This window comes from Acinetobacter sp. YH12128 (assembly GCF_013418655.1).
Lineage (GTDB): Bacteria > Pseudomonadota > Gammaproteobacteria > Pseudomonadales > Moraxellaceae > Acinetobacter > Acinetobacter amyesii.
This window is the reverse complement of record NZ_VPBO01000017.1, coordinates 71,718-95,319: the sequence shown is the minus strand read 5'-3', so window position 1 is coordinate 95,319 and position 23,602 is coordinate 71,718. Positions and strand designations below refer to the sequence as shown.

The 23,602-nt window shown below is 41.2% G+C and carries 23 protein-coding genes and 2 pseudogenes; 14 read left to right on the top strand and 11 right to left on the bottom strand.

The annotated features are described in order from the left end of the window. From FTU64_RS10550 to FTU64_RS10515, 8 genes and pseudogenes are all read left to right on the top strand, one after another. Positions 1 to 111, top strand: a pseudogene (locus FTU64_RS10550) (IS982 family transposase); the annotation flags it as partial. Positions 112 to 373: 262 nt separating this feature from the next. Further along, positions 374 to 565: a cytochrome oxidase putative small subunit CydP gene (gene cydP / locus FTU64_RS10545; RefSeq protein ID WP_078188513.1), complete on the top strand. Its 192-nt coding sequence runs from the start codon at positions 374 to 376 to the stop codon at positions 563 to 565. Next, entirely contained in the window at positions 565 to 2,151 is a 1,587-nt protein-coding gene (locus tag FTU64_RS10540) for a cytochrome ubiquinol oxidase subunit I (protein ID WP_078188514.1), read from the top strand. Before cydP ends, FTU64_RS10540 begins: the two co-directional genes overlap by 1 nt. After that, positions 2,148 to 3,293 carry a cytochrome d ubiquinol oxidase subunit II gene (cydB, locus tag FTU64_RS10535; RefSeq protein ID WP_168378622.1) on the top strand — a complete coding sequence of 382 codons (1,146 nt, stop codon included), beginning with the start codon at positions 2,148 to 2,150 and terminating at the stop codon, positions 3,291 to 3,293. Before FTU64_RS10540 ends, cydB begins: the two co-directional genes overlap by 4 nt. A gap of 24 nt (positions 3,294 to 3,317) precedes the next feature. Then, a complete protein-coding gene (gene cydX, locus FTU64_RS10530) occupies positions 3,318 to 3,419 on the top strand; it encodes a cytochrome bd-I oxidase subunit CydX (RefSeq protein ID WP_002120988.1) in 102 nt (33 codons plus the stop codon). A gap of 3 nt (positions 3,420 to 3,422) precedes the next feature. After that, positions 3,423 to 3,725, top strand: coding sequence for a cyd operon YbgE family protein (locus FTU64_RS10525; RefSeq protein WP_180059729.1), 303 nt, complete (start codon positions 3,423 to 3,425; stop codon positions 3,723 to 3,725). Positions 3,726 to 3,937: 212 nt separating this feature from the next. Then, entirely contained in the window at positions 3,938 to 4,426 is a 489-nt protein-coding gene (locus tag FTU64_RS10520) for a hypothetical protein (RefSeq protein ID WP_180059728.1), read from the top strand. Positions 4,427 to 4,452: 26 nt separating this feature from the next. Then, positions 4,453 to 5,304 (top strand): hypothetical protein, encoded by an 852-nt coding sequence (locus FTU64_RS10515; RefSeq protein ID WP_180059727.1) that lies wholly within the window; start codon positions 4,453 to 4,455, stop codon positions 5,302 to 5,304. Positions 5,305 to 5,588: 284 nt separating this feature from the next. On the opposite strand, the gene rodA is transcribed toward FTU64_RS10515, so the two are convergent. The 6 genes from rodA to FTU64_RS10485 all read right to left on the bottom strand — a co-directional run bounded on the left by rodA (position 5,589) and on the right by FTU64_RS10485 (position 11,791). Then, positions 5,589 to 6,725, bottom strand: coding sequence for a rod shape-determining protein RodA (gene rodA / locus FTU64_RS10510; RefSeq protein WP_111884954.1), 1,137 nt, complete (start codon positions 6,723 to 6,725; stop codon positions 5,589 to 5,591). A gap of 85 nt (positions 6,726 to 6,810) precedes the next feature. After that, a complete protein-coding gene (ispD, locus tag FTU64_RS10505; protein WP_180059726.1) occupies positions 6,811 to 7,536 on the bottom strand; it encodes a 2-C-methyl-D-erythritol 4-phosphate cytidylyltransferase in 726 nt (241 codons plus the stop codon). After that, positions 7,499 to 7,891 carry a septum formation initiator family protein gene (locus tag FTU64_RS10500; RefSeq protein WP_078188520.1) on the bottom strand — a complete coding sequence of 131 codons (393 nt, stop codon included), beginning with the start codon at positions 7,889 to 7,891 and terminating at the stop codon, positions 7,499 to 7,501. Before FTU64_RS10500 ends, ispD begins: the two co-directional genes overlap by 38 nt. A 16-nt stretch (positions 7,892 to 7,907) precedes the next feature. Then, entirely contained in the window at positions 7,908 to 9,197 is a 1,290-nt protein-coding gene (gene eno, locus FTU64_RS10495) for a phosphopyruvate hydratase (protein WP_180059725.1), read from the bottom strand. 64 nt (positions 9,198 to 9,261) lie between these two features. Then, positions 9,262 to 10,119: a 3-deoxy-8-phosphooctulonate synthase gene (kdsA, locus tag FTU64_RS10490; RefSeq protein WP_078188522.1), complete on the bottom strand. Its 858-nt coding sequence runs from the start codon at positions 10,117 to 10,119 to the stop codon at positions 9,262 to 9,264. A gap of 31 nt (positions 10,120 to 10,150) precedes the next feature. Continuing rightward, positions 10,151 to 11,791, bottom strand: coding sequence for a CTP synthase (locus FTU64_RS10485; protein WP_180059724.1), 1,641 nt, complete (start codon positions 11,789 to 11,791; stop codon positions 10,151 to 10,153). Positions 11,792 to 12,020: 229 nt separating this feature from the next. Here FTU64_RS10485 and FTU64_RS10480 point away from each other — a divergent pair, with 229 nt between their 5' ends. Beyond that, on the top strand, positions 12,021 to 12,434 hold the full coding sequence (locus tag FTU64_RS10480) for an internalin (protein WP_180059723.1): 414 nt from the start codon (positions 12,021 to 12,023) through the stop codon (positions 12,432 to 12,434). Positions 12,435 to 12,545: 111 nt separating this feature from the next. On the opposite strand, the gene FTU64_RS10475 is transcribed toward FTU64_RS10480, so the two are convergent. Continuing rightward, positions 12,546 to 13,430: a LysR family transcriptional regulator gene (locus tag FTU64_RS10475; protein ID WP_180059731.1), complete on the bottom strand. Its 885-nt coding sequence runs from the start codon at positions 13,428 to 13,430 to the stop codon at positions 12,546 to 12,548. Between the two features lie 109 nt (positions 13,431 to 13,539). On the opposite strand from FTU64_RS10475, the gene dkgB reads away from it, so the two are divergent. After that, entirely contained in the window at positions 13,540 to 14,346 is an 807-nt protein-coding gene (gene dkgB, locus FTU64_RS10470; RefSeq protein ID WP_218950858.1) for a 2,5-didehydrogluconate reductase DkgB, read from the top strand. 1 nt (position 14,347) lies between these two features. Further along, positions 14,348 to 15,523 carry an MFS transporter gene (locus tag FTU64_RS10465; RefSeq protein WP_180059722.1) on the top strand — a complete coding sequence of 392 codons (1,176 nt, stop codon included), beginning with the start codon at positions 14,348 to 14,350 and terminating at the stop codon, positions 15,521 to 15,523. 38 nt (positions 15,524 to 15,561) lie between these two features. Here the strand turns inward: FTU64_RS10465 and FTU64_RS10460 are convergent, their stop codons facing one another. The 3 genes from FTU64_RS10460 to FTU64_RS10450 form a co-directional block, all read right to left on the bottom strand. Next, positions 15,562 to 16,653, bottom strand: a complete 1,092-nt coding sequence (locus FTU64_RS10460) for a YheT family hydrolase (protein ID WP_180059721.1) — start codon at positions 16,651 to 16,653, stop codon at positions 15,562 to 15,564. 201 nt (positions 16,654 to 16,854) lie between these two features. Then, on the bottom strand, positions 16,855 to 17,259 hold the full coding sequence (locus FTU64_RS10455) for a nuclear transport factor 2 family protein (protein WP_168378631.1): 405 nt from the start codon (positions 17,257 to 17,259) through the stop codon (positions 16,855 to 16,857). Positions 17,260 to 17,380: 121 nt separating this feature from the next. After that, positions 17,381 to 19,405 carry an NADPH-dependent 2,4-dienoyl-CoA reductase gene (locus tag FTU64_RS10450; RefSeq protein WP_180059720.1) on the bottom strand — a complete coding sequence of 675 codons (2,025 nt, stop codon included), beginning with the start codon at positions 19,403 to 19,405 and terminating at the stop codon, positions 17,381 to 17,383. Between the two features lie 181 nt (positions 19,406 to 19,586). On the opposite strand from FTU64_RS10450, the gene FTU64_RS10445 reads away from it, so the two are divergent. Further along, a complete protein-coding gene (locus FTU64_RS10445; protein WP_180059719.1) occupies positions 19,587 to 20,126 on the top strand; it encodes a PadR family transcriptional regulator in 540 nt (179 codons plus the stop codon). 25 nt (positions 20,127 to 20,151) lie between these two features. Then, positions 20,152 to 21,059: pseudogene (locus tag FTU64_RS10440) on the top strand (alpha/beta fold hydrolase). A 133-nt stretch (positions 21,060 to 21,192) separates the two neighbouring features. Here FTU64_RS10440 and FTU64_RS10435 read toward each other — a convergent pair. Next, entirely contained in the window at positions 21,193 to 22,104 is a 912-nt protein-coding gene (locus tag FTU64_RS10435; RefSeq protein WP_180059718.1) for a LysR family transcriptional regulator, read from the bottom strand. 279 nt (positions 22,105 to 22,383) lie between these two features. Between FTU64_RS10435 and FTU64_RS10430 the strand changes: the two genes are divergently transcribed. Further along, a complete protein-coding gene (locus FTU64_RS10430; RefSeq protein WP_180055915.1) occupies positions 22,384 to 23,298 on the top strand; it encodes a LysR substrate-binding domain-containing protein in 915 nt (304 codons plus the stop codon). Positions 23,299 to 23,602: the final 304 nt, after the last annotated feature.

Genomic DNA, 23,602 nt, shown 5'->3' with positions numbered 1-23,602 from the left:
AAAGCTCGTAGTATTCATGGATTTCTGAGTGGGATTTACGCATCGTTATGTGCATATCAACTTAATCATCAAAATAAACCAACAATTCAAATTATGGAATCATTGGCTTAAGCGGGATTCGGGTTAAATTAGTCAGAATTTAAAATATAAATATAAATATAAGCGTTTTAGTCGGATTTAAAATATTTAAACACAAGTGTTTTAGTCAAGTATTTAAAATAAAAAATTAGTTTATTTTTTAACTAATAAGTAATATAAGTAATTGTATTTAAATTACTTAATAATATATTTTTATTTTAACTGTTCAACCTATTTGCTTTTTGTGTATATTTGTTAATAATATAGTACAAGTTTAAAGAATAGGCTTATCTCCATGAGCTTAAAATTCAAAGATTTAAATCGTCGTGTGGTCAGAGAAATAACCGCAATACTAATAATTAAAGTGATTATTTTAATGATCATTAAGAACATCTGGTTCGACGCCCCTACTATCCCTAAAAACTTTGACAATCAAGTTGCCGAGCATATTGCTGGCAGTCCTTCCCAAATCAAGGAGACACGTTGATGATTTCTGAAAGCGTGGTCGATCTTTCGCGGTTCCAATTTGCAATGACCGCGATGTATCACTTTATTTTTGTTCCGCTGACTTTAGGTCTGGCTTTTATTCTTGCCATTATGGAAACCACCTATGTGATTTCTGGCAAAGAAATTTATAAAGACATGACTAAATTCTGGGGAAAACTCTTCGGTATTAACTTCGCATTAGGTGTTACTACTGGTTTGACCATGGAGTTTCAGTTCGGTACTAACTGGGCGTATTACTCGCACTATGTCGGTGATATTTTCGGTGCACCATTAGCCATTGAAGGTCTGATGGCATTCTTCCTTGAATCAACATTTATTGGTTTATTCTTCTTCGGCTGGGATCGCCTATCCAAAGTTCAGCATTTGGCTGTCACTTGGTTAGTTGCACTTGGCTCGAACATGTCCGCACTATGGATTTTAGTGGCCAATGGTTGGATGCAAAACCCTGTCGGTTCCGCATTTAACTATGAAACTATGCGTATGGAAATGGTGGACTTCGGTGCATTGATTTTCAACCCTGTGGCTCAGGTTAAATTCGTACATACCGTATCTGCAGGTTATGTGACTGGTGCTATTTTCGTACTGGCAATTTCAAGTTACTACTTATTGAAAAAGCGTGACTTGCCATTTGCGCGTCGTTCATTCGCTATCGCTGCTATCTTTGGTTTAGCTTCTACACTTTCAGTGATCTTACTAGGTGATGAATCTGGTTATGAAATTGGTGATGTACAAAAAACTAAACTTGCTGCAATTGAAGCTGAATGGGACACTCACCCAGCTCCAGCGCCATTTACTTTATTTGGTATTCCAAATAAAGAAACTATGTCTACTGACTACGCGATCAAAATTCCTTATGTCATGGGGATTATTGCAACACGTTCAACTGACAAAGAAGTGACAGGTATTAAAGACCTGATCGTACAACACGAAGCGCGTATTCGTAACGGTATGGTGGCTTACTCGCAGTTAGAACAACTTCGTGCAGGCGATACGTCTCCTGAACTTAAAGCAGCATTTGCTGAGTCTCAAAAAGACTTGGGTTATGGTCTGCTTCTGAAAAAATACACAGACAAAGTTGTCGATGCTTCTGACGAACAAATCAAAGCAGCTGCAAAAGACACTATTCCACATGTCCCAAGCTTGTTCTGGGCATTCCGTGCAATGGTTGCTTCTGGTTTCTTAATGCTCCTTCTGTTCGTACTTGCTACCTTTGCTGTCGGTAAACGTAATGCAGAAAACAAACCTTGGTTATTAAAGTTTGCTTTATTTGCCCTGCCATTACCTTGGATTGCAGCACAAACAGGTTGGTATGTTGCCGAAGTTGGTCGTCAACCATGGACTATCGGTGAAGTTCTACCTACACATCTTTCAGCGTCTAGCTTAAGTACAGGTGATGTATGGGGTTCTATCCTTGCATTGGCAGCGTTCTACACTGTACTGCTGATCATTGAAATGTACTTAATGATTAAATTCTCACGCCTTGGCCCAAGTTCTCTACATACTGGTAAATACCACTTCGAGAAACTTGAAGCTGCAAAAAAGGCAAATGAGGAGGCTCAAGCATGATCGAATATGAATTACTCAAAATCATTTGGTGGGTTTTAGTCGGTGTCCTACTGATCGGCTTCGCCCTCACCGATGGCTTCGATATGGGCTCAATGGCGATCATGCCATTCGTAGGTAAAAAAGACGAAGAACGTCGTGCGGCAATCAATACGATTGCCCCACACTGGGACGGTAACCAAGTATGGTTTATTACTGCCGGTGGTGCACTGTTTGCAGCATGGCCAATGGTATATGCAACTGCATTCTCAGGCATGTATTGGGCGCTGTTACTGGTACTCTTCGCTCTCTTCTTACGTCCAGTCGGTTTTGACTACCGTTCTAAACTTGAAAATACCAAGTGGCGTAATTCTTGGGACTGGGGTTTAGCAATTGGTGGTGCCGTTCCTGCCCTCGTATTTGGTGTTGCGTTTGGTAATATGTTCCTCGGTGTACCATTCACTATGGACGAAACTGTTCGCTCGACTTATACAGGGAGCTTCTTTGCACTGCTTAACCCATTCGCTTTAGTTTGCGGTATCGTGAGTTTGTCTATGCTTTGCGCTCACGGTGGTGCATGGCTCATGCTTCGTACAGACGGCGATCTACGCGCACGCTCTGCAAAAGCAACTCAGCTTATGGGTATCGTATTCTTAGTTTGCTTCTTACTGGCAGGCGCATGGTTATACTTCGGTAATATCCAAGGCTACACATTAGCGCAACCGTTTGACACGAATGGCGTTGCAAACCCATTGGCTAAAGAAGTGATCACCAATGCCAACCCAGGTTGGATGAACAATTACAGTACTTATCCAATTACTATGATTGCGCCAATCATGGCAATTTTAGGTGCTTTGATCATTATCCTTGCCGCAGGTAAAGGTAAAGCCGGTTTCAGCTTCCTTGGTTCAAGCTTGGCAGTCATTGGTGCAATCTTAACTGCTGGTTTTGCATTGTTCCCTTTCCTTATGCCATCGAGCATCAACCCAACTGTAAGTTTGACTATGTGGGATGCGGTATCAAGTAAAAATACCCTAACTGTGATGACAGTTGCCGCGTGTATTTTTGTCCCACTTATCCTGTGCTACACAACTTGGTGTTACTACAAAATGTGGGGCGTGGTTACTAACAAACATATTGAAGAGAATTCACACAGCCTATACTAAGGCTGTGTCTAAGGAGAAAAGACGATGTGGTATTTTGCTTGGATTCTCGGTATTTTGATGGCATGTTTTGCAGGTGTACTTAGTGCGCTTTATATCGAACATCATCAAGATCTAGATGAGGAATAACAAATGACTGATGCTGCTGTAGAAAAATCACTTGTAGAAAAGAAGCCAAATAAATTTACAATGGTCATTTCCTGCCTGTTAGCTTTTCCTTTGGCAGCCGTGTTACTTGTACATCCCGCTGCCATGCTGGATGACAATGGTGGATATAGCCATCGAGCGCTGATGTTCATCATGATAGGTATTTCAGGTGGTTTTGTGCATGGTGTGGGTTTTACACCACACCATTGGTTCTGGAAATGGCTTTTTAGCCCCGTCCTCGCTTGGCCACTTATGTTGTGGGGCTACTACACATGGCTCCTACACTAATTAATATCTAAATAAAGCCCTCAATTGAGGGCTTTTTTTATGTTTGCCTTAAAGCGCTGATTTTTCAATGCAGATTAATAAAACAAAATATTATAAATTTTCATTAAAAATTAAACATTTTCTAACATTTGATTATACATATTAGCGCCCGCAAAGTTGCATCGCCGCTGCATGGCCTTTAGCATGCTCTGCACCTGAATTGGAGTTATATAATGAAAACTAAAACCTTTTTAGCTGCAGCATGCATTATTGCCAGTACTTACACATCTGCAGAAGAAGCAAAAAAAGGATGGCTGTCAAAAGCTATTGATAAATGGAATACCTTGGGGCAGCTGACAGATAAGGATTTTGAACAGTATCCGACGGTGCAGGAATTTTTCCAAGCCAAGTATAAAAATCCGCGCACCATCACCATGAATAACGTATCTTACGGTGCAGGCACCATTATGTGGGAACGCGCAAACACCTATTGTGCGCGTGACGGCGGTGAATTTGTACAAATTAAAAGCCATCCATCACCGCTGATTCCTTATAAAGGCTCTGAGGTGCTGTCTACACCGAATCTGCAAAAATACTACGGCTTATTCCAGTGCAAAAATATCAAAAACAGCTGGAAAGTTTACTTTGACCATCAGAACGAGCGTATTTTCCAGCATCCGTCTCCAAACACGGCTTCTGACGTCAGCTTCAATTTCGAATAATCGTTATCTATAGAAAAAATCAAAATATGCAAAAAACATTATGGTTTCTTGCCGCAGCAGCCGGGCTATCCGGCTGCCAAGTCACAGGGGAACGCGGCAGCCTCTATCAAAATGTGCTAGGCGGCTTCGGGCCTAAAACCCAGCATATCCAGCTCAATCCAGAACTGAACAGTTTTTCCCTGACAGTACCGCTCTCGGCTTATAATGAATTGGATTTAAACAAAGGGCTGATCAGCAATGTCCCGTTCTTTAACCAGTTAAAACAAGACCGTTACTGGAGTGTGCATCATATTTATGACGCGCAATTCCGGCGCTTGGCGCAAGACCGGGTTAAAATAAAAGTCTGCAATACGGTCAGCGCTGATCACCGCCGCAGCGCCAACAACTCCAGTTCCTGCGCAGATATACAGATGCGCGTCGCATACGACAGGCTGAGTGATGGCGTACGCATGACCTTCAAGCCTATTACGGCCGATATCAGCACAGAAGACTTCGGCTTCTTTATCAAAAACGCAGCGCCGGAATTATTTAAAAATGCCGAGCAGCTGAACACTGCAACCCTGATTAAAACCTTCGGCTATGAAGATGCGCTGACAGTCAGCAGCAAACGCACGATTTCCAGCCTCAGCAATGTGCTAGTAAAAAATGGCTATACCGTTACTACTCAGGATATTGCCAATGAAAAAATTTACTTAAGCTCATTTGAGCTTAAATCGGCTGACGCGAAGGTCTTTTCCATCTTGAACTGCCGCACCGCTGCCGCCAAAAACGGTTCCAGCACCAGCTGCAAATATGCCCTGTTCAGCCCCTATGCCATCAGCGACTATCGAATTTACAACAAAGAAATAGCCAGAAAAATCAATCAGCTATTCAACTAAACCCAAAGCCGGCATGAAGCCGGCTGTTTTTATCCGCTTAGCCGGCGCCTGCCCAGATACTGACAGATTATACTTGCGGGCGCTTATGAGCGCTGGCCGGCCAGTCCGCCATAGCTTAAACAACTACAACCAAGGCATTCGACCTGCCAATCATCTGCACAGAAACATTGATTTACGGCCTGACGGACTGCTCAATACATTCTGCTACAGCATTTTCCCGTACGTCCAGCGCATAAAAAAAGCCGGACATTGGTCCGGCTTGATTATTCCGTTTACATTAATGCTTAGCGATGCGTATGAATCGACATCACAATTCCCATTCCTGCGAGCATCGCAATTACGGCTGTACCACCATAACTCATCAACGGTAGTGGATCACCTGTTACCGGTAAAATCCCACTGACCATACCCGAGTTTAAAAATACAAAAAAGAAGAAAGTTAATCCTATCGCTCCTGCATAGAGTCGTCCAAAATTATGGAAGCAATTTAGTCCAATAATCAAACAGCGAACAATAATTGCTGTAAATAAACTAAATAAAAGAAATACACCAATAAAGCCAAACTCTTCAGCATAGGTCGACATGATAAAGTCAGTATGATGCTCTGGCAGATAGCCCAAGTGCGACTGCGTCCCTTCGGTATACCCCTTACCCATTAAACCGCCTGAACCAATGGCAATTTTAGACTGAATAATATTCCAACCTGCACCAAGTGCGTCAGACTCAGGGTCAAATAAGGTCAGTACACGTTTTTTCTGATATTCCTGCAAAAAGAACATCCAGAGTACAGGTGCTGCAATCGCAAAGGCGGTTAAAGCAGCTGCAATTAAACGCCAAGACATTCCACTTAAAAATAAAACAAAAATACCTGGAATAATCAAACCGATATTCAAATCAGGCTGTAAAGCGACCAATGCAAATGGAATCAATAATAAAATTAATGCACCGACAATTTGTAAAAATTTCGGTGGAAAAGGTTTTCGCGCAAAATACCACGCCATCATGAGTGGCATGGCAAATTTCATAAACTCACTCGGCTGCATACTGCCGATACCCGGCAAGCTAATCCAGCGTTTCGCCCCCATCCTTTTTTCACCAATGACCAAAACCAACAACAGTAAAAATATACCGATGGCATATAAGTACGGACTCATAGATTGGTAAACTTTGGGTGGAATTTGCGCGCAGATCAACATCACAATAAAGCCCACACCAAAACTTGTGGCTTGGCGTAGTACCATTCCCGAATCTTCCGCGGTCGCACTATAGACAACCATCAGCCCCAATATTGCATTGAGTACCAAGAAGCAAAGTAACCACGGGTCTAAATGAAGTTTAGCCCATCGAGAAGAATCGTGTTTTATACTGCGGCCATCGCGTAATGACTGACGTAAAAAACGATACTGTTGAGAAGGGATCATTGCGAAACAGATCTAAAAAGGATGCGGGAATTATAGTTTAAAGCGACAGTAAAAATCACTGTCCCTTAAATATTCCTTGAAATAATCATCTATTAACTTGAGACGCTAAAATTAAACGTGCCAATTCCAAGTCATCAGGATAGGTAATTTTAATATTGTCCGAACGACCTTGCACGACATTGACATGCCCACCGACAAATTCTAAGGCACTTGCTTCATCTGTGATGGTCGCACCAGCGGCAAGCGCTTGTTCAATGGCATTTTTAAGCACACCCAATTTGGCAATTTGTGGTGTCTGCGCTTGCCATAAAGTTGAACGATCTACCGTTGTTGATATTTGTGGTGCCGTTTCAACTCGCTTTAAGGTATCGCGTACAGGAATGGCGAGAATCGCACTTTGCTCAGTTTCTACTGCCGATTGAACTAAATTTTCTAAGCTCAACTGCGAGACACATGGTCGTGCTGCATCATGAACAAATACCCAATCATCATCATTGGCAATCGAAGATAGATATTGCAATGCATTGAGTACAGAATGCACACGCTCTGCACCGCCTAAACAAAAATGAGCCTTCTCTTGATTAGTGAGTGCCAAGGTCTGCGCAACATTATCTTGCTCGCCTATAGCCAACACATAGCCCGTCAACGGCAATTGGTTGAGACGTGCAACTGTGTGTTCAAGCACAGTTAGACCCGCAATGTTTTGATATTGTTTTAGTTCAGTTTTAGAAAATCGACTTCCTGAACCAGCAGCAGGAATAATGGCCCACAATTTAAGGTTCGGGTGGAAGTTCGGCTGGTTCTGACTCATTGGTACGTAGGTCTACTTTTGCGTTTGGATCAATATAAATTGGTTTGTACTGAGTACTGATCGTACTCATTTGTACGAAAGTCTCATGCGGTTTAATTAAACCTAAATCTAGACGAGCATGCTCTTCAATAGCTTCAACGCCATTTTTTAAATCGTATACTTCAGCGGCAAGCACGCGATTTCGTTCTTTTAATTCGTCATTGAGTTCGACTTGTTGTTGTATTTTCTGACTCAGTTGTTGATGTTGATGATAACCACCTTCACCGAACCAGTATAAATATTGAAACCCTGCGATCAAAAAGATCGCAAGGCCCAACAATGCTTTACTCGCTTTGGAGTCAAATACATTTAACATAGATAGCATGATCTGCTTAGTTCAAACCTTTGAACTCAGCTTTACCGCGATATGCAGCATTAGTCAATTCTTCAATACGAAGTAATTGGTTATATTTCGCTACACGGTCAGAACGGCAAAGTGAACCAGTTTTGATTTGACCCGCTGCTGTACCTACTGCAAGATCCGCAATAGTTGAATCTTCAGTTTCACCAGAACGGTGTGAAATTACTGTAGTGTAACCATTTGCTTTCGCAAGGTAGATTGCATCTAGAGTTTCAGTCAACGTACCGATTTGGTTGTACTTGATCAGAATTGAGTTACCCACTTTTTCGTTGATACCACGTTGAAGAATCTTAGGATTCGTCACGAATAGGTCATCACCAACCAATTGGATTTTGTCGCCAAGGATTGAAGTGAGGTAAGACCAGCCTTCCCAATCAGACTCGTCCAAACCATCTTCAATTGAGATGATTGGGTATTGTTTTGCAAAACCTGCAAGGTAGTCAGCAAATTGGTTGCTAGTGAATGCTTTATTGCCTTCACCTGTAAGGATGTATTGACCATCTTTGTAGAATTCTGAAGATGCACAGTCAAGCGCAAGCATAATGTCAGAACCTGCTTTGTAGCCAGTTTTTTCAATTGCTTCAAGAATTACTGTAATTGCTTCTTCGTTAGAACGAAGGTTCGGTGCAAAACCACCTTCATCACCAACTGCAGTATTTAGACCTTGTTTCTTTAAAACTGATTTTAAAGAATGGAAAATTTCAGCACCAGCGCGTAAAGCTTCAGAGAATGAAGTGAAGCCAACTGGCTCAATCATAAATTCTTGAATGTCTACGTTGTTGTCTGCATGTGAACCACCATTTAGGATGTTCATCATTGGAACAGGCATAGTCAAAATGCTGTTATTTCGAAGGTCTGCGATGTATTGGAAAAGTGGAATTTTCTTTTCATCAGCAGCAGCGCGCGCAGCAGCTAGCGATACCGCTAAAGTTGCGTTCGCACCTAATTTTTCTTTGTTTTCAGTACCGTCAAGCGCGATCATTGTGTTATCAATGTCTTTTTGTTCGAATACTGATTTACCCAACAATGCATCACGAATTACTGTGTTAACGTTGTTAACCGCAGTTTTAACGCCTTTACCTAAGTAACGAGCTTTGTCGCCGTCACGAAGTTCTAAAGCTTCACGAGAACCAGTTGAAGCACCAGATGGTGCACATGCACGGCCTACAACGCCAGAGGCTAAGATTACGTCTGCTTCGATGGTAGGGTTACCACGAGAGTCCAAAATTTCACGTGCACGAATGTCAACGATTTGGCTCATGAACAATTCCTCAGTTGATTAATAAAAATGATGCGTCAAAAGTGACGCATCAATGTGTATCGAATTAGTGTGTGTCTAACTTTGCGAAACCTTTAACCAAGGTATCGAGTTCTTTTAACTGTGCCAAGAAAGGCTCCAACTGTGACATGCGTAGCGCACATGGACCGTCACATTTGGCATTTTCTGGATCTGGATGAGCTTCTAAGAACAAACCTGCTAAACCAGTCGCCATACCTGCTCGTGCCAGTGTCGTGATTTGCGCACGACGACCACCCGCAGAATCCGCACGACCACCCGGCGTTTGAAGCGCATGTGTCACATCAAAGAACACAGGGACATTCATTTCTTTCATGATGTCAAAGCCCAACATATCGACAACTAAGTTGTTGTAACCAAATGCTGAACCACGTTCACAAAGAATCAGTTTGTCATTCCCTGCTTCCAAACACTTATGCAGAATATGACGCATTTCGTGTGGTGCGAGGAACTGTGCTTTTTTGATGTTAATGATGGCATCAGTTTTCGCCATCGCTTCAACAAGGTCAGTCTGACGGCTTAAAAATGCAGGAAGCTGGATAATATCCGCAACTTCAGCAACAGGCGCAGCTTGGTATGGTTCATGTACGTCAGTAATAATCGGCACATTAAAGTGTTTTTTAATGTCAGCTAACCACTCGATTCCTTTTTCCAGGCCTGGGCCACGGAAAGAGTTCAAGCTTGAACGATTGGCTTTATCAAAACTTGCTTTAAACACATATGGAATATCCAAGCGTTTGCAGATATCCACATAGGTTTCAGCAATTTCAAAAGCAAGGTCTTTTGACTCAAGTACGTTCATGCCGCCGAATAGTACAAATGGCAAATGATTTGCCATTTGTATATCGCCTAAACGTACAATTTCCTGTGGTTTTAATTGTGACATTTAAACTTCCTAGTTTAGTCCTACAATGCCATTACTTGGTTTTTTGATACTGTTTTTTAGCAGCATCAATAAAGCCTGCGAATAATGGGTGTCCATCACGTGGTGAACTTGTAAATTCCGGATGGAATTGTACAGCAATAAACCAAGGATGTTCAGGAATTTCAACAGTTTCAACAAGACGCTGTACTGGAGAATAACCTGAAATCTTCATGCCTTTTTCTTCAAGCACTGGGATATAACGGTTGTTCATTTCATAACGATGACGATGACGTTCAACGATCTCTTCAGAACCGTAAACTTGTGCAGTTTTTGTACCTGCAACCAATTCAGATTTTTGAGCACCCAGACGCATTGTGCCGCCTAAGTCAGAATCTGCATTACGTTGTTGAACTTCGCCGCGCTCATCTAACCATTCAGTGATTAGACCAATCAATGGTGATTTTGTAGAACGGTTAAATTCAGTTGAAGTTGCATCGCTAATACCCGCAACGTTGCGCGCATATTCGATCACAGCCAACTGCATACCTAAACAGATGCCGAGGAACGGTACACCGTTTTCACGTGCAAAACGAATCGCTTTCATTTTGCCTTCTGTACCACGTTCACCGAAACCACCTGGCACTAAGATTGCATCCGCGTCTTTTAATACGTCGTTTACATCTTGGCTTTCAAGCTCTTCTGCATTGACGTAGTCGATTTGAACTTTCACACGGTTTTGAATACCCGCATGTAAAAGTGCTTCGTTTACAGATTTGTATGCATCTGGAAGTTCAACGTATTTACCAACCATTGCGACACGAACTGTGTATTCAGGGTTCAGTAATGCATCTACAACGTTATCCCAGTCTGTAAGATCAGCTTCTGGAAGATCGTTATAACCAAAACGTTCACAAATTAAATCGTCAACGTTTTGTTCATAGAAAGTACGTGGAATTTGGTAAATTGAACGCGCATCTTTACATACCACAACTGCACGTGCTTCAACGTTCGTAAATAACGCGATTTTACGTGTAGTATCAGCATCAACATCATGCTCTGTACGGCAGATCAGGATGTCTGGTTGAATACCAATCGATAAAAGCTCTTTTACAGAGTGTTGAGTTGGTTTGGTTTTTAATTCAGCAGCTGACTTAATGTATGGGAGTAAAGTTAAGTGCATTAACATTGTGCGCTTATGACCGAGTTCGACCATAAGTTGACGTACAGATTCCATGAATGGGAGAGATTCAATGTCACCTACTGTACCGCCGATCTCAACGATCGCAACGTCATAGCCTTCACCTGCGCGAAGAACACGTTCTTTAATATTGTCAGTAATATGTGGAATAACTTGAACTGTACCACCGAGGTAGTCACCACGACGTTCTTTATTCAAGACATCTTGGTACACTCGTCCTGAAGTAAAGTTGTTCAGTTTGGTCATTTTCGCACGACGCAAGAAACGTTCGTAATAACCCAAGTCTAAGTCAGTTTCAGCACCATCCTCTGTGACAAAAACTTCACCGTGTTGGAATGGACTCATAGTCCCTGGATCGACATTAATGTATGGATCCATTTTTACCATGGTTACTTTTAAACCACGGGCTTCTAAAAGCGCAGCCACTGATGCAGCTGAAATACCTTTACCTAGTGATGATACAACACCACCAGTAACGAAAATAAAATGGGTCATTAAGTTTCTCGTACAATGGAGCCTAAATTGGCCTACAATGTTGTGCGATTTTACTTTACTCTGTACCAAGAAAGCAAAGTCATTCCGCATCAATTCATAGAACAATTAACAATTGGCTATTGTAACAGCAATTATCATAAAAATTTAGAGTAAGTTCTTATCATTTCTATATTCTTATTTGCTGTTATAATGCAGTTATCCAATCCACACTTTTTTGTTTTGTGTAATTATGAATAAGAAACTTTTAATCTGCGGTGCAATCGCAACAGGTCTACTTCTTACAGCATGTGTAAAAAAAGAAGCACCAAAAGAAGAAGAACAGGAACAGGTTGAAGTTGCAGCATCTGAACCAACAGCATCTGTACCTACACAATTAGAACCAGTTGAAGAACAAGCAGTTGTTGAAGAACCGACTCAACAGCAAGTTGAAGTGATTCGTGAAGAGACACCGAATACAACAACTGAAATTCGTCGTGAACCTACTCCTCCTGCAGAAGCTCCTGCTCCAAAAGCAGAAGCACCTAAAGCAGCAGAAAAACCTGCGCAAGCTGCTCAACCTAAACAAAACTCAGGTTCTGCACAGTCTGAAGATGACGCCGTAGCTGCTGCCATTGCTGCTGCAACACCAGCTTTAGAGAACTAAGATCGAAGTTTTATCAAACCAATGATCAAAAAAACCCGGCAAAAGTCGGGTTTTTTATTGTTTCTATGTAAATAAAAATCTGTACCCGACGATGCACTGTTTTTCTCACAACTATTCTTGTAATTTTTCAGCTAAATATTCAATAAATAAACGAACACGTTTCGGTAAATGCTCTTGTTGATAATAGACAGCATGAATAAGCTGTTCATGTGGCTCAATTTGATCGTCTAAAAGTTGTACCAATCGTCCTTCTGCAATATCTTTTTCTAACATAAAAATCGAAAGACAAGCGATGCCCATCCCATGAATCGCAAGCTCGCGTATCGTTTCACCATTTGACGCCTTGATGTTGGGTCGGATCGTCAGGGGCTTCCCTGCGACTTGGATCGACCAAGTATTCATATGGGTAATTTGACTAAATCCAAGTAAAGCATGTGCGGTTAGCTCTTCAGCATTTTGCGGACGTCCATGCTGCTGAAGGTATTCAGGACTCGCCACCAAACACAGTCGACTCTTGTAGATAAGTTTTGCATGCAAACTGGAGTCGCTTAATTTTCCAAAGCGAATTGCGACATCTGCTTTATGCTCTAATAAGTCAATCACTTGATCATGATTCACCAATTCAATCTGTATATGCGGATAACGTGCATTAAATTCTGGTATCAAGGGAACGATCATATGCAGAATAAACGAAATCGCAGAATCGACCCGCACCAACCCCGAAGTATCTGCATCTAATTTCAGCAGAGAATCTTCCGCTTCACTCAAATCATTCAATATCCGCCGTGTTTTAGCTAAAAATAATTGCCCCTCTTGCGTCAGCTTAATTTTGCGGGTTGTTCGTTCCAACAGGGTTACATTTAATTTAGATTCCAGACGCTGTAATGCACGGCTGACACCAGATGCTGTTTGATCCAGTCTTTCTGCTGCTTTGATAATAGAGCCGCTATCTACAATAACAGTAAAAGCCTGCAGCTCCTCAATGGTCGATTTCATTGCATATTCTAATTCGTGATTTTTAATCAATAATATATTCCAAACTCATGCATTTTTCTTCATTAAAATTAGCAGCACAATAGCATCAATTCAAAAAAGAGAATTCCTGATGATTGTTCCTCAATTTGGTATCGGTACCTTCCGTTTGACAGGTGATACTGTCATTCACTCAGTTAAAACAGCCTTAGAGCTTGGATATCGTGCTGTAGACACCGCACAAATTTACGCTAATGAAGCAGAAGTAGGCCATGCAATCCATGAAAGTCAGGTCAATCGAGCTGATATTTTCTTAACCACGAAAATTTGGACTGAAAATTATGCTGCCGACAAACTAATACCCAGTCTAAAAGACAGTTTAATTAAATTGAGGACTGATGCAGTTAACCTTACACTTATTCATTGGCCAGCACCTGCACTTGGAGTCGATATTCCTGAATTAATGGGACATTTACTTGAGGCAAAAAAACAAGGATTGACTGAATATATTGGTGTATCTAATTTTAATATTGAGCTCACTCAACAAGCCATTGATCACATCGGGCTGGAAAATATTGCAACCAATCAAATTGAACTGAGTCCATATTTGCAAAATCAAAACTTGGTCAATTACCTACAAGCGAACACTATAGATGTCACATCCTATATGACCTTGGCTTATGGCAAAGTTTTGCAAGATCCAACACTGTTAAATATTGCGGCCGAACACCAAGTCACTTCGGCCCAAATTGCACTCGCATGGGCACTGCAAAAAGGTTATGCCGTGATTCCATCATCAACCAAACGTGAACATTTAATCAGTAATTTAAAAGCTCAAGAGATTCACTTAACACCAGAACAGATGCAGGCCATTGCCACACTGGACAGAAATGCGCGTGAAGTGAACCCACCTGAACTTGCTCCAGTGTGGGATATTTAATATGAAATTCAATTTTCCATTAATTGCATTAGCTGTTGGTGCTTTTGCAATTGGCACAACAGAATTTTCACCGATGGGTTTTTTGCCTGAAATCGCAGCAGATTTATCGGTGTCTATTCCTCAAGCGGGCTTACTGATTAGTGCCTATGCCGTTGGCGTCATGATTGGTGCCCCATTAATGACCTTATGGTTAGCACGTTTTCCTAAACGTACTGCCCTTATTTTACTGATGGCAATCTTTACCATCGGTAATATTTTGACAACGATTGCACCCAATTATCTTAGTTTAATGGCGGCACGTTTGGTGACTAGCTTAAATCATGGTGCATTTTTTGGCTTAGGTTCTATGGTTGCAGCGAGTGTTGTTCCGAAAGATAAACAAGCCAGTGCTGTTGCTATGATGTTTATGGGCTTGACCATTGCCAATATTGGCGGTGTGCCCCTCGCAACGTGGGTGGGTCAAAATATCGGTTGGCGTATGTCTTTTGCGGCCATCACCTTACTTGGCATCATCACCATGTTGGCATTATGGAAAGCACTGCCCCATCAGCAACAGACCGAAAAACCTGATGTACGAGCAGAGTTAAAAGTATTAACACGCATGCCTGTTGTTTTAGCACTGCTCACCACGGTAATGAGTGCTGGAGCTATGTTCGCGCTCTATACCTATATCGCACCGAGCTTAAAAGTCTTTACCCATGCAAGCCCTGAACTTATCACTTTCATGTTGGTTTTAATCGGGATCGGATTTTCAATTGGTAACCATTTCGGTGGTAAGTTTGCAGATCAATCCTTAGATAAAACCTTGATTGGCTTTTTAGTCTTACTCATGCTGATGATGCTGTTATTTCCAATTTTAGCAACATCCACCATTGGCGCGGCGATTGCATTAATCATCTGGGGAGCAGCAGCCTTTGCCGTTGTACCACCTTTACAAATGCGTGTTATGACAGTCGCTCACGATGCCCCTGGCCTTGCTTCTTCTGTGAATATTGGTGCATTTAATCTTGGAAATGCATTGGGTGCAGTCACAGGTGCCGCAGTGCTAAATCTTAACCTAAGCTATGCTGCAGTGTCTTATGCAGGCGCTACACTGAGCGCTATAGCGTTGATTTTAGTATTGATACAGATGAAGCTTAAACCTCAAACAACTGCATGTTGCCCACAAGCCGAGTAACACACACTTAAAATAGCCTACCCAAAGTAGGCTATTTTTTAGTTCGCATATAACTTTAAAAAATCTGCCATTAATTTGGTTGCCCATGAATGGGTTTCGACTAAACCCTCATAATAACCACAGTGACTGCCTTTTTTGGTGGTCACCACCACCACATTCGGCAAAGAGCGGATTAATTCTTTATAGGGTTCAAAGTTTTGAATGTGGCAGACAGGGTCGTCTTCTGCGTTCAAAATCATCAAAGGAATTTTAAGATTTTCAAATACATAAATTGGGTTGGTAGATTTGGCATAACTTTCATAATCAGTAAAACCCGCCATTTGAAAATATGTACGTTCAAACTGCGCCAGATCTTTACTTTTTAGGACTTCAATTAAAGAGGGTGTTGCTGACCATGTTGCAGAATAGGGTTCTACAAATTTCTGAAAGAGCTTCTTGGTCATCATTTTACTGTAAAAAGGATGGACATTTTTAAAGCCAAGCTCGGTGTCATAGCCCGGACATAAAGCAAAAGCCGCTTTAAGTGGTGTTTCCTCACCTTGTTCGCCTAAATAGCGGACCAATAGCCCCGTTCCTGCAGATGAACCGACGCCAAATAAATTCGATTCGGGAAATTTCTGCTGAATAAAGGCAATCTGTTCACGCAGGTCATCGGTTGAACCAAATAAATTTATTTTGGCAACAGGCATAGGTAAATTGGCATGACCGCGTCTTAAACATAGCGCAATGCGCCAACCTGTATATAGATGAAGATCCCGAACCACTTCCCGCATACTTTCAGGCGTTCCCGTAATCGTATGCATGAGCACCACAGTTGGCACATCCGCAGGTAAATCCAAACCCAACCATGCAATGGCTGTGATTCCACCATCAGCCATGGTTAGCTGCTCTATGGCATCATATTTAAGCTTCACTTGACGCTTTTTAATGACATCAAAATACAGTAAATGTGCATGGGTATTCGACAGCCAAGGCGTAGGACGATATTTTTCATGTAGTTGCTTTAACTTCGGCAGCACATGTTGCATTTGCCCTTCAGGATGATAATAAAGCTGTGGTATTTCCGCACCGATGGCATGATCTACAAAATTTAAAAGAGCCTGACGCCCTTTATGCATCACATTATTCATTGACCTTACCTTCACCTCGCTTCGCACTACAGCAAATCATTTCCATCTTTTCACTTTGGCAGACAATGTCCATAAAAAACCGCATCTAAAAAACCGTATCTAGCTAGCAATATTTGTTTGCTTAAGCCTCATAAGCAAAAAGCATGACAATATCCATCATGCTTTTTATCATCCTGAGTTGAGCATTTAAAATCAGCAGATTTAAGGCTGATATTGCATAATGCGCTCACCCATTTTCGCCGCCAATGCTTCTAACCCACTTTTCGGACGGAGCATGACTTCAAAATCTATCATCTGACCTTGTTCATTAAACTGAATCATGTCGATCCCTTTTAACTTTTTCTCGCCAACATTGGCAGAAAACTCAAGAACTACGTTCAAGCCATCTTCTGTATAGAACTCACGGTGATAGGTAAAATTTTCAAAAATTTGAATCACATTGGTCAAAATAAAAGTTACTACAGGCTTACCTGGATATGGGTTAAACGCGACAGGTGAACGAAACACCACATCTTCTGCCAAGAGTTCATTTAAAATATTCATATCCCGTGTGTCGAGCATTTCGTGCCAACGTGCAACAGATTTTTTTGTTATTTCAATAGTCATGTTTATGTCCTTTTTTTTGATGAATCATTTCCCTATCCTCAAACTCCTCTCAAAATGGAGAGGAAGCACGACAACTGCATATTAAATTGAATGTAGTTGTCGTGGTTAAGTATGAGGCTGATTAAATCACCGCAGCCAAATCTGCACCTTGACGAATGGCACGTTTAGCATCTAACTCACCTGCTTCTTTCGCACCACCAATCAGATGCACATTTTTTCCATCTGCTTGTAGCTGTTCATACATCGCGGTATAGGATTCCTGACCTGCACAAATCACCACATGATCAACATCTAAAATACGTGGTTGACCATCAACGGTAATATGCAAACCTTGATCATCAATTTTATCGTAGCTTGCACCCGCAATCATTTTCACATCGCGGTGTTTCAAACCTGTACGGTGAATCCAACCCGTGGTTTTACCTAAGCCAGCACCGACCGATTTAGCCTTACGCTGCAATAAATACACTTGACGCGGCGATTCTTCGACGTCTGGATGTTTCAAGCCACCGACTTGCGCATAAGTGGTATCAATTCCCCATTCATCATAAAATTTCTCAGGATTGAGGCTACCGCTTTCACCTTCATGCGTTAAATATTCAGCCGTATCAAAACCAATACCACCCGCACCAATGATTGCTACACGTTTGCCCACAGGGTGACGTTCACGTAAAACCTGTAAATAGCTCAATACTTTTGGATGATCAATACCATCTATATCTAACTGACGCGGTGTAACACCCGTCGCCACCACGATGTCATCAAAATCAGACTGTGCTAACTCTTCATACGTTGCCGTATGGTTCAGTACCAATTTAATCTGAGGTAATAGTTCTATTTTACGTCTGAAATAACGCAGCGTTTCATAAAACTCTTCTTTACCAGGAATCGTTTTCGCAATATTAAACTGCCCACCAATTTGGCTCGATGCTTCAAAAATAGTTATGTTATGACCACGCTCTGCAGCATAAGTTGCAAAGCTTAAACCTGCAGGTCCCGCACCAATCACAGCAATATTTTTCACCTGTGCAGATTCTTTAAAAATCAGTTCAGTTTCATAGCAAGCTTGAGGGTTAACCAAACATGTTGCAATTTTCATTGAGAAAATATGATCTAGGCAGGCTTGGTTACAAGCGATACAGGTATTAATTTCATCACTACGACCTTGTTCTGCTTTTTCCACAAAACGTGGGTCAGCCAGCATTGGACGTGCCATGGACACCATATCTGCATCACCCGAAGCAAGTACGTGCTCAGCCATTTCAGGAGTATTGATACGGTTTGAGGTGATTAAAGGAACATTCACAAGACCTTTTAATTTCTTGGTCACCCATGTAAATGCAGCACGTGGCACTTTGGTTGCAATGGTCGGAATACGTGCTTCGTGCCAGCCAATACCGGTATTGATAATAGTTGCACCGGCTTTTTCAATGGCTTTTGCAAGTTGCACAACTTCTTCAAAAGTCGACCCACCCTCAACCAAATCCAACATAGAAAGACGATAAATAATAATAAAATTTTCACCAATTAATTCACGCGTACGACGCACGATCTCAATTGGAAAACGAATACGGTTTTCATAACTGCCGCCCCATTCGTCATCACGGTGGTTGGTACGTGCAGCAATAAACTCATTAATTAAATAACCTTCTGACCCCATGACTTCTACACCGTCATAACCCGCTGTCTGTGCTAACTGAGCACATCTAGCAAAGTCATTGATCGTGCGTTCGACGTCTGCTGTGCTTAAAGCTTGTGGTTTTACTGGGTTAATTGGTGCTTGAATTGAAGAAGGTGCAACATTATTGGCCTGATACGAATAACGACCTGTATGCAAAATCTGCATCGCAATTTTACCGCCAGCATCATGTACCGCCTGCGTAATTACTTTATGCTTTTCTGCTTCTTCTAAAGAGTCTAATTTTGAACCACCAGCAAATGTCACACCATCATCATTGGGAGAAATACCACCGGTTACAATCAAACCTACACCGCCTTTCGCACGCTCTGCATAAAAAGCTGCCATGCGTTCATAGCCACCCGGTGCTTCTTCCAGACCGATATGCATAGAACCCATCAATACACGGTTCTTTAGCGTTGTAAAACCTAAATCTAGTGGTGCCAATAAATTTGGATAATTTGACATTTTTTCTCCTTAGCGTGCTGAAAAGCTGGCTATTTTTATCTTCGCTTGTATACGAGCTTTCTCTTTCCATCTACGCATACAAGATTTTTGCAACTTGTTGCACTAATTTATATGCGAGATTTGATTTTTATGCAACATGTTGCATAATAAAAAGTACAAAACTATTTTGACTGAGCCATATATGTCTTTAGCCCATGTTTTACTCACGAGCTTACTTGAAAAACCGAGTACAGGAATTGACCTTGCACGCCGTTTTGACCGCTCTATGGGCTTTTTTTGGAATGCAACACATCAGCAAATCTACCGTGAACTCAGTGGTATGCAGCAAAAAGGCTGGATCAGCACCATTGAAGATGAGCACAGTACGACTCGTAAAAAAACCTACCAAGTTGAACAACTTGGAAGCATAGAGCTGGCAAATTGGATGGTTGAGCAAAGCCCACCGGCTCAGTTACGTGAAGAGTTGATGGTCCGATTACGTGCAGAAGCTCAGCTGGATACAAATGGCGTATTACCCGAATTAGAGCGCCATCTTGAAATTCACAAAGAAAAACTAAAAGTGTACCAGTCTATTTTTGCAAAAGACTTTGCACATGCGCATGATGAAGACCGTACTTTGTACATTCATAAAATGATTTTACAGCTTGGGATTGATTTGGAAATCGGTTGGATCAAATGGCTTGAAACCATCATTCCACAGTTGCATAAATTTAATCGCTAAAACAAAAAAATAAATAGGAAGCCGCATGCCGCACTATACAATGCCCGATCAGCAACAACTGTATGTTCGCGAATATGGTCAAGGTGAACCCATTCTGGTTTTATCAGGGCTGGGCATGCAAAGTTGGCAATGGCACCCTTTTCTATATCAACACCGAAAACACTTTAAATTTATCATTCCAGACTGGCGTGGATTTGGCGGCTCTAAACATTGTCAAATTCCAAATATGGACACCATTTCAAGCCATTGGCGAGATATTGACAGCTTAGTTTCCCAACTTGGTTACAATAAAATAACGGTGATTGCTTACTCCATGGGGGCAACGACCACCATGCACGGTTTAAAATACGGTCAGTTTGCTGAAAAATTAAACGTTATTTACACATCGATCAAACCCCTAAAATACGAGTAGATGCAGATTGGCAATTTGGTTTATATGGCAAACGTCACACTGAGTTTTTAAGTATTTTAGAAGACATCTCGAAGGTACTTGCAACCAACCTCTCTGTGCCATTTGCACAGCAGATGAATAAACATGACCGTCAAGGTCTAGTCGACGCTTGGTTAAGGTTCATAGACTTACAAAATAGCAATCCATATGCATTATCCGCTTTCCGTTTTGCATACCAACAACCAACTTTACAGAAGCTGATGTTACCCTCACAAAGTGTGGCGTATTTATATTGGTATATTCAAAATTATTTGAACCATACTGAAGATTATCGTGAAGCCATTGCAGCACTCACCGCTCCGACGACTTTTTTCACAGGGGCAAAATCGATCCTCTATCCTGCTCAAGGTCAAAAAATTATTGCTGATAGCCTAGCCAATGCAGAGCAAATCATTTTTAAAAAATCGGGACACACGCCATTGCTCAGTGAACCGGTCAAATTTAGCCGTGAAATCACCAAGTTCTTAAAACAAGCGATCTAATAAGACTGAATAAAAAAATAGGCTCATTACTTTTCAAGATTGAGCCTGTTTTTTATATACAGGATGGTTTTACTTAATAGGTAACTTAAAAATTAATTTCAAAATCAAATTGTTTTTAATGTTAAAACAAGTGTTAGAAAACTCGACGATCATATTCAATTGCTTCTAAGTCATACACTTGGTAAACACAGTCAAATAAAGGACGCGCCAATTCCCCTTCATCATCATTCCGCACGATCAAGTAAATTTGGCTAATGGCCGCACTATCCGACAATTTCACATAATTCACATGCCTAAACTGCATAATTTGTACAGATTCAGGAACAATACAAATGCCTTCGCCTGCGGCAACCATGCCTAGTGATTGCTGCAAATCTGCTTGAGTGTTAAAGCGTTTCGGCTCCATACCATATTCTAAAAACAACGACTTGATCAGCGTTGCATAACTTTGACCATCCGTTGCAGGATAGATAAAAATCTGCTCATCTTTGAGATTATTTAATGCAATCTGCTGCTGTAAAGATAAAGGATGGCTTGAATGCACCGCAACAATTAGCGGCTCTTCTCGCAATAGCACACGTTTAACCGCCTGATCCGACACACGAACTCGGCTAAAACATGCATCAACCCGACCTTCTTTTAAAGCCTGAATTTGATCGACTGCACTCAGTTCAATTAAATTTACATTTAAGTGTGGATATTGCTGACGGAACAAATAAACAATTCGAGGTAATAAACCACAGAGTAACGAACCGCCATACCCAATATTAATAGTACGTTCAGTGGCACTGGCCCGCTGCGTAATGAGCTTAATTTCTTCTGCATTGGAAAGTAATTTCACAGCTTGCTGATAAAAAAAACGGCCAATGGTGGTGGTTCTTAAAGGACGGCTGCCACGCTCAAAAAGCTGTGCCCCCAACTCTTCTTCTAAATTTTGAATTTGACGACTTAGAGGAGGTTGAGCAATAAATAGCTTTTCAGCAGCCTTCGTAAAACTCTGTTCTTCTACAACGGCGACAAAGTAACGTAAATGTCTTAATTCCATGACATTGTCCTTTAATGTCGAATTTCTTTCATAATGGTCTTTTATTTGAATATATCAGGACGACACTCAAATCACATCCTTCAAATTCGGTTATTTAAAAGATGTATACACCACATTTATTGTTTGGTCATGCTAATGTGAAACGATTACAAGGTTAACCCGACTTTAGTCTTGGCAATTTTGCTCAATCTTCTCACATGAAAAACTACAAAACGTGATTGACTTCATGAAACAATTCAAGTTAATTAGCAAAATCGTTGCAAATATGGAATAAGAACAGTGCTGAGTGATCTAGATGATTTTTATTGTTTTGCCCAAGTGGTCGAACATGGTGGTTTTAGTGCAGCCGAACGTGCAACAGATATTCCAAAATCAAAACTGAGTCGTCGGGTCTATAACTTAGAAGAACGTTTAGGTGTCCGACTAATTCAGCGTAGCTCACGGCATTTTGCTGTTACAGATATTGGTATGAACATCTATCGTCATGCACAAGTCATGATGAATGCCGCTCAAGCCGCACACGATTTGGTTGATCATCTCAGTACACAGCCGCGCGGCTTAATTAAAGTCAGCTTACCTGTTTCCATCGCGCAAAATGAAATGACCAAAATTTTGCCTGAATTTTTAAAGCAATATCCAGAAATTAAAGTGCAAATGATGGTGACCAATCGCCGCGTAGATATCATAAATGAAGGCTTCGATCTCGCGCTACGTGTCCGTTCAAATCTAGACGATGACCCGAACTTAGTTATTCGTAAATTTGAAACGATTGAGCAGCACTTATTTGCCAGTCAGGCCTATCTAAATAAATTTGGTGAACTCAAACAGCCCGAAGACTTATCACAACATCAAATATTAAGTATGGCGGATGAGCATCTCGATCAACATATTATTGTGACCGATGCACAGCAGCATCAGAAAAAAATCAAAGTTAACCCAACGGTAATGGGTTCTGACCTATCGATGTTAGCTGCACTAGCCTGCCAAGATTGTGGCGTGGTGTTATTACCCGACAGTATTGTGTCCGATCATGTGAAATCAGGTGCTTTGGTTCATGTATTACCTGAATGGAAAGCTGCACATGGTATTTTCCATGCTGTATATCCATCTCGTCGTGGCTTATTACCGGCTGTACGTGTTTTCATTGATTATTTAGTTGAAAAACTCAGCCAACATGAACACGCTAAATTTTAGGCAAAAAAAAAGCTTACCCATGTGATGGGTAAGCGAAAACTTAAAAACTAAGAAACTACAGCAGAATCTATAATCATATTATATAAATAAAATACATCTTTATTAAATCGTTAATAGCTCTAACTGATTTTCAGAGTTATAAGCAAAACCTTATAAATTAAGCTATAGAGAAAACCTCTTAGTCTTAAAACCTATAACGCTCATACACACTACAACTTATTAGACTAAAGTCAAAAAATATACACTTGTACAATTTAATTTAACTTCAATCCTTTAGATACAGCAGATTCAGGATTAAATTCGC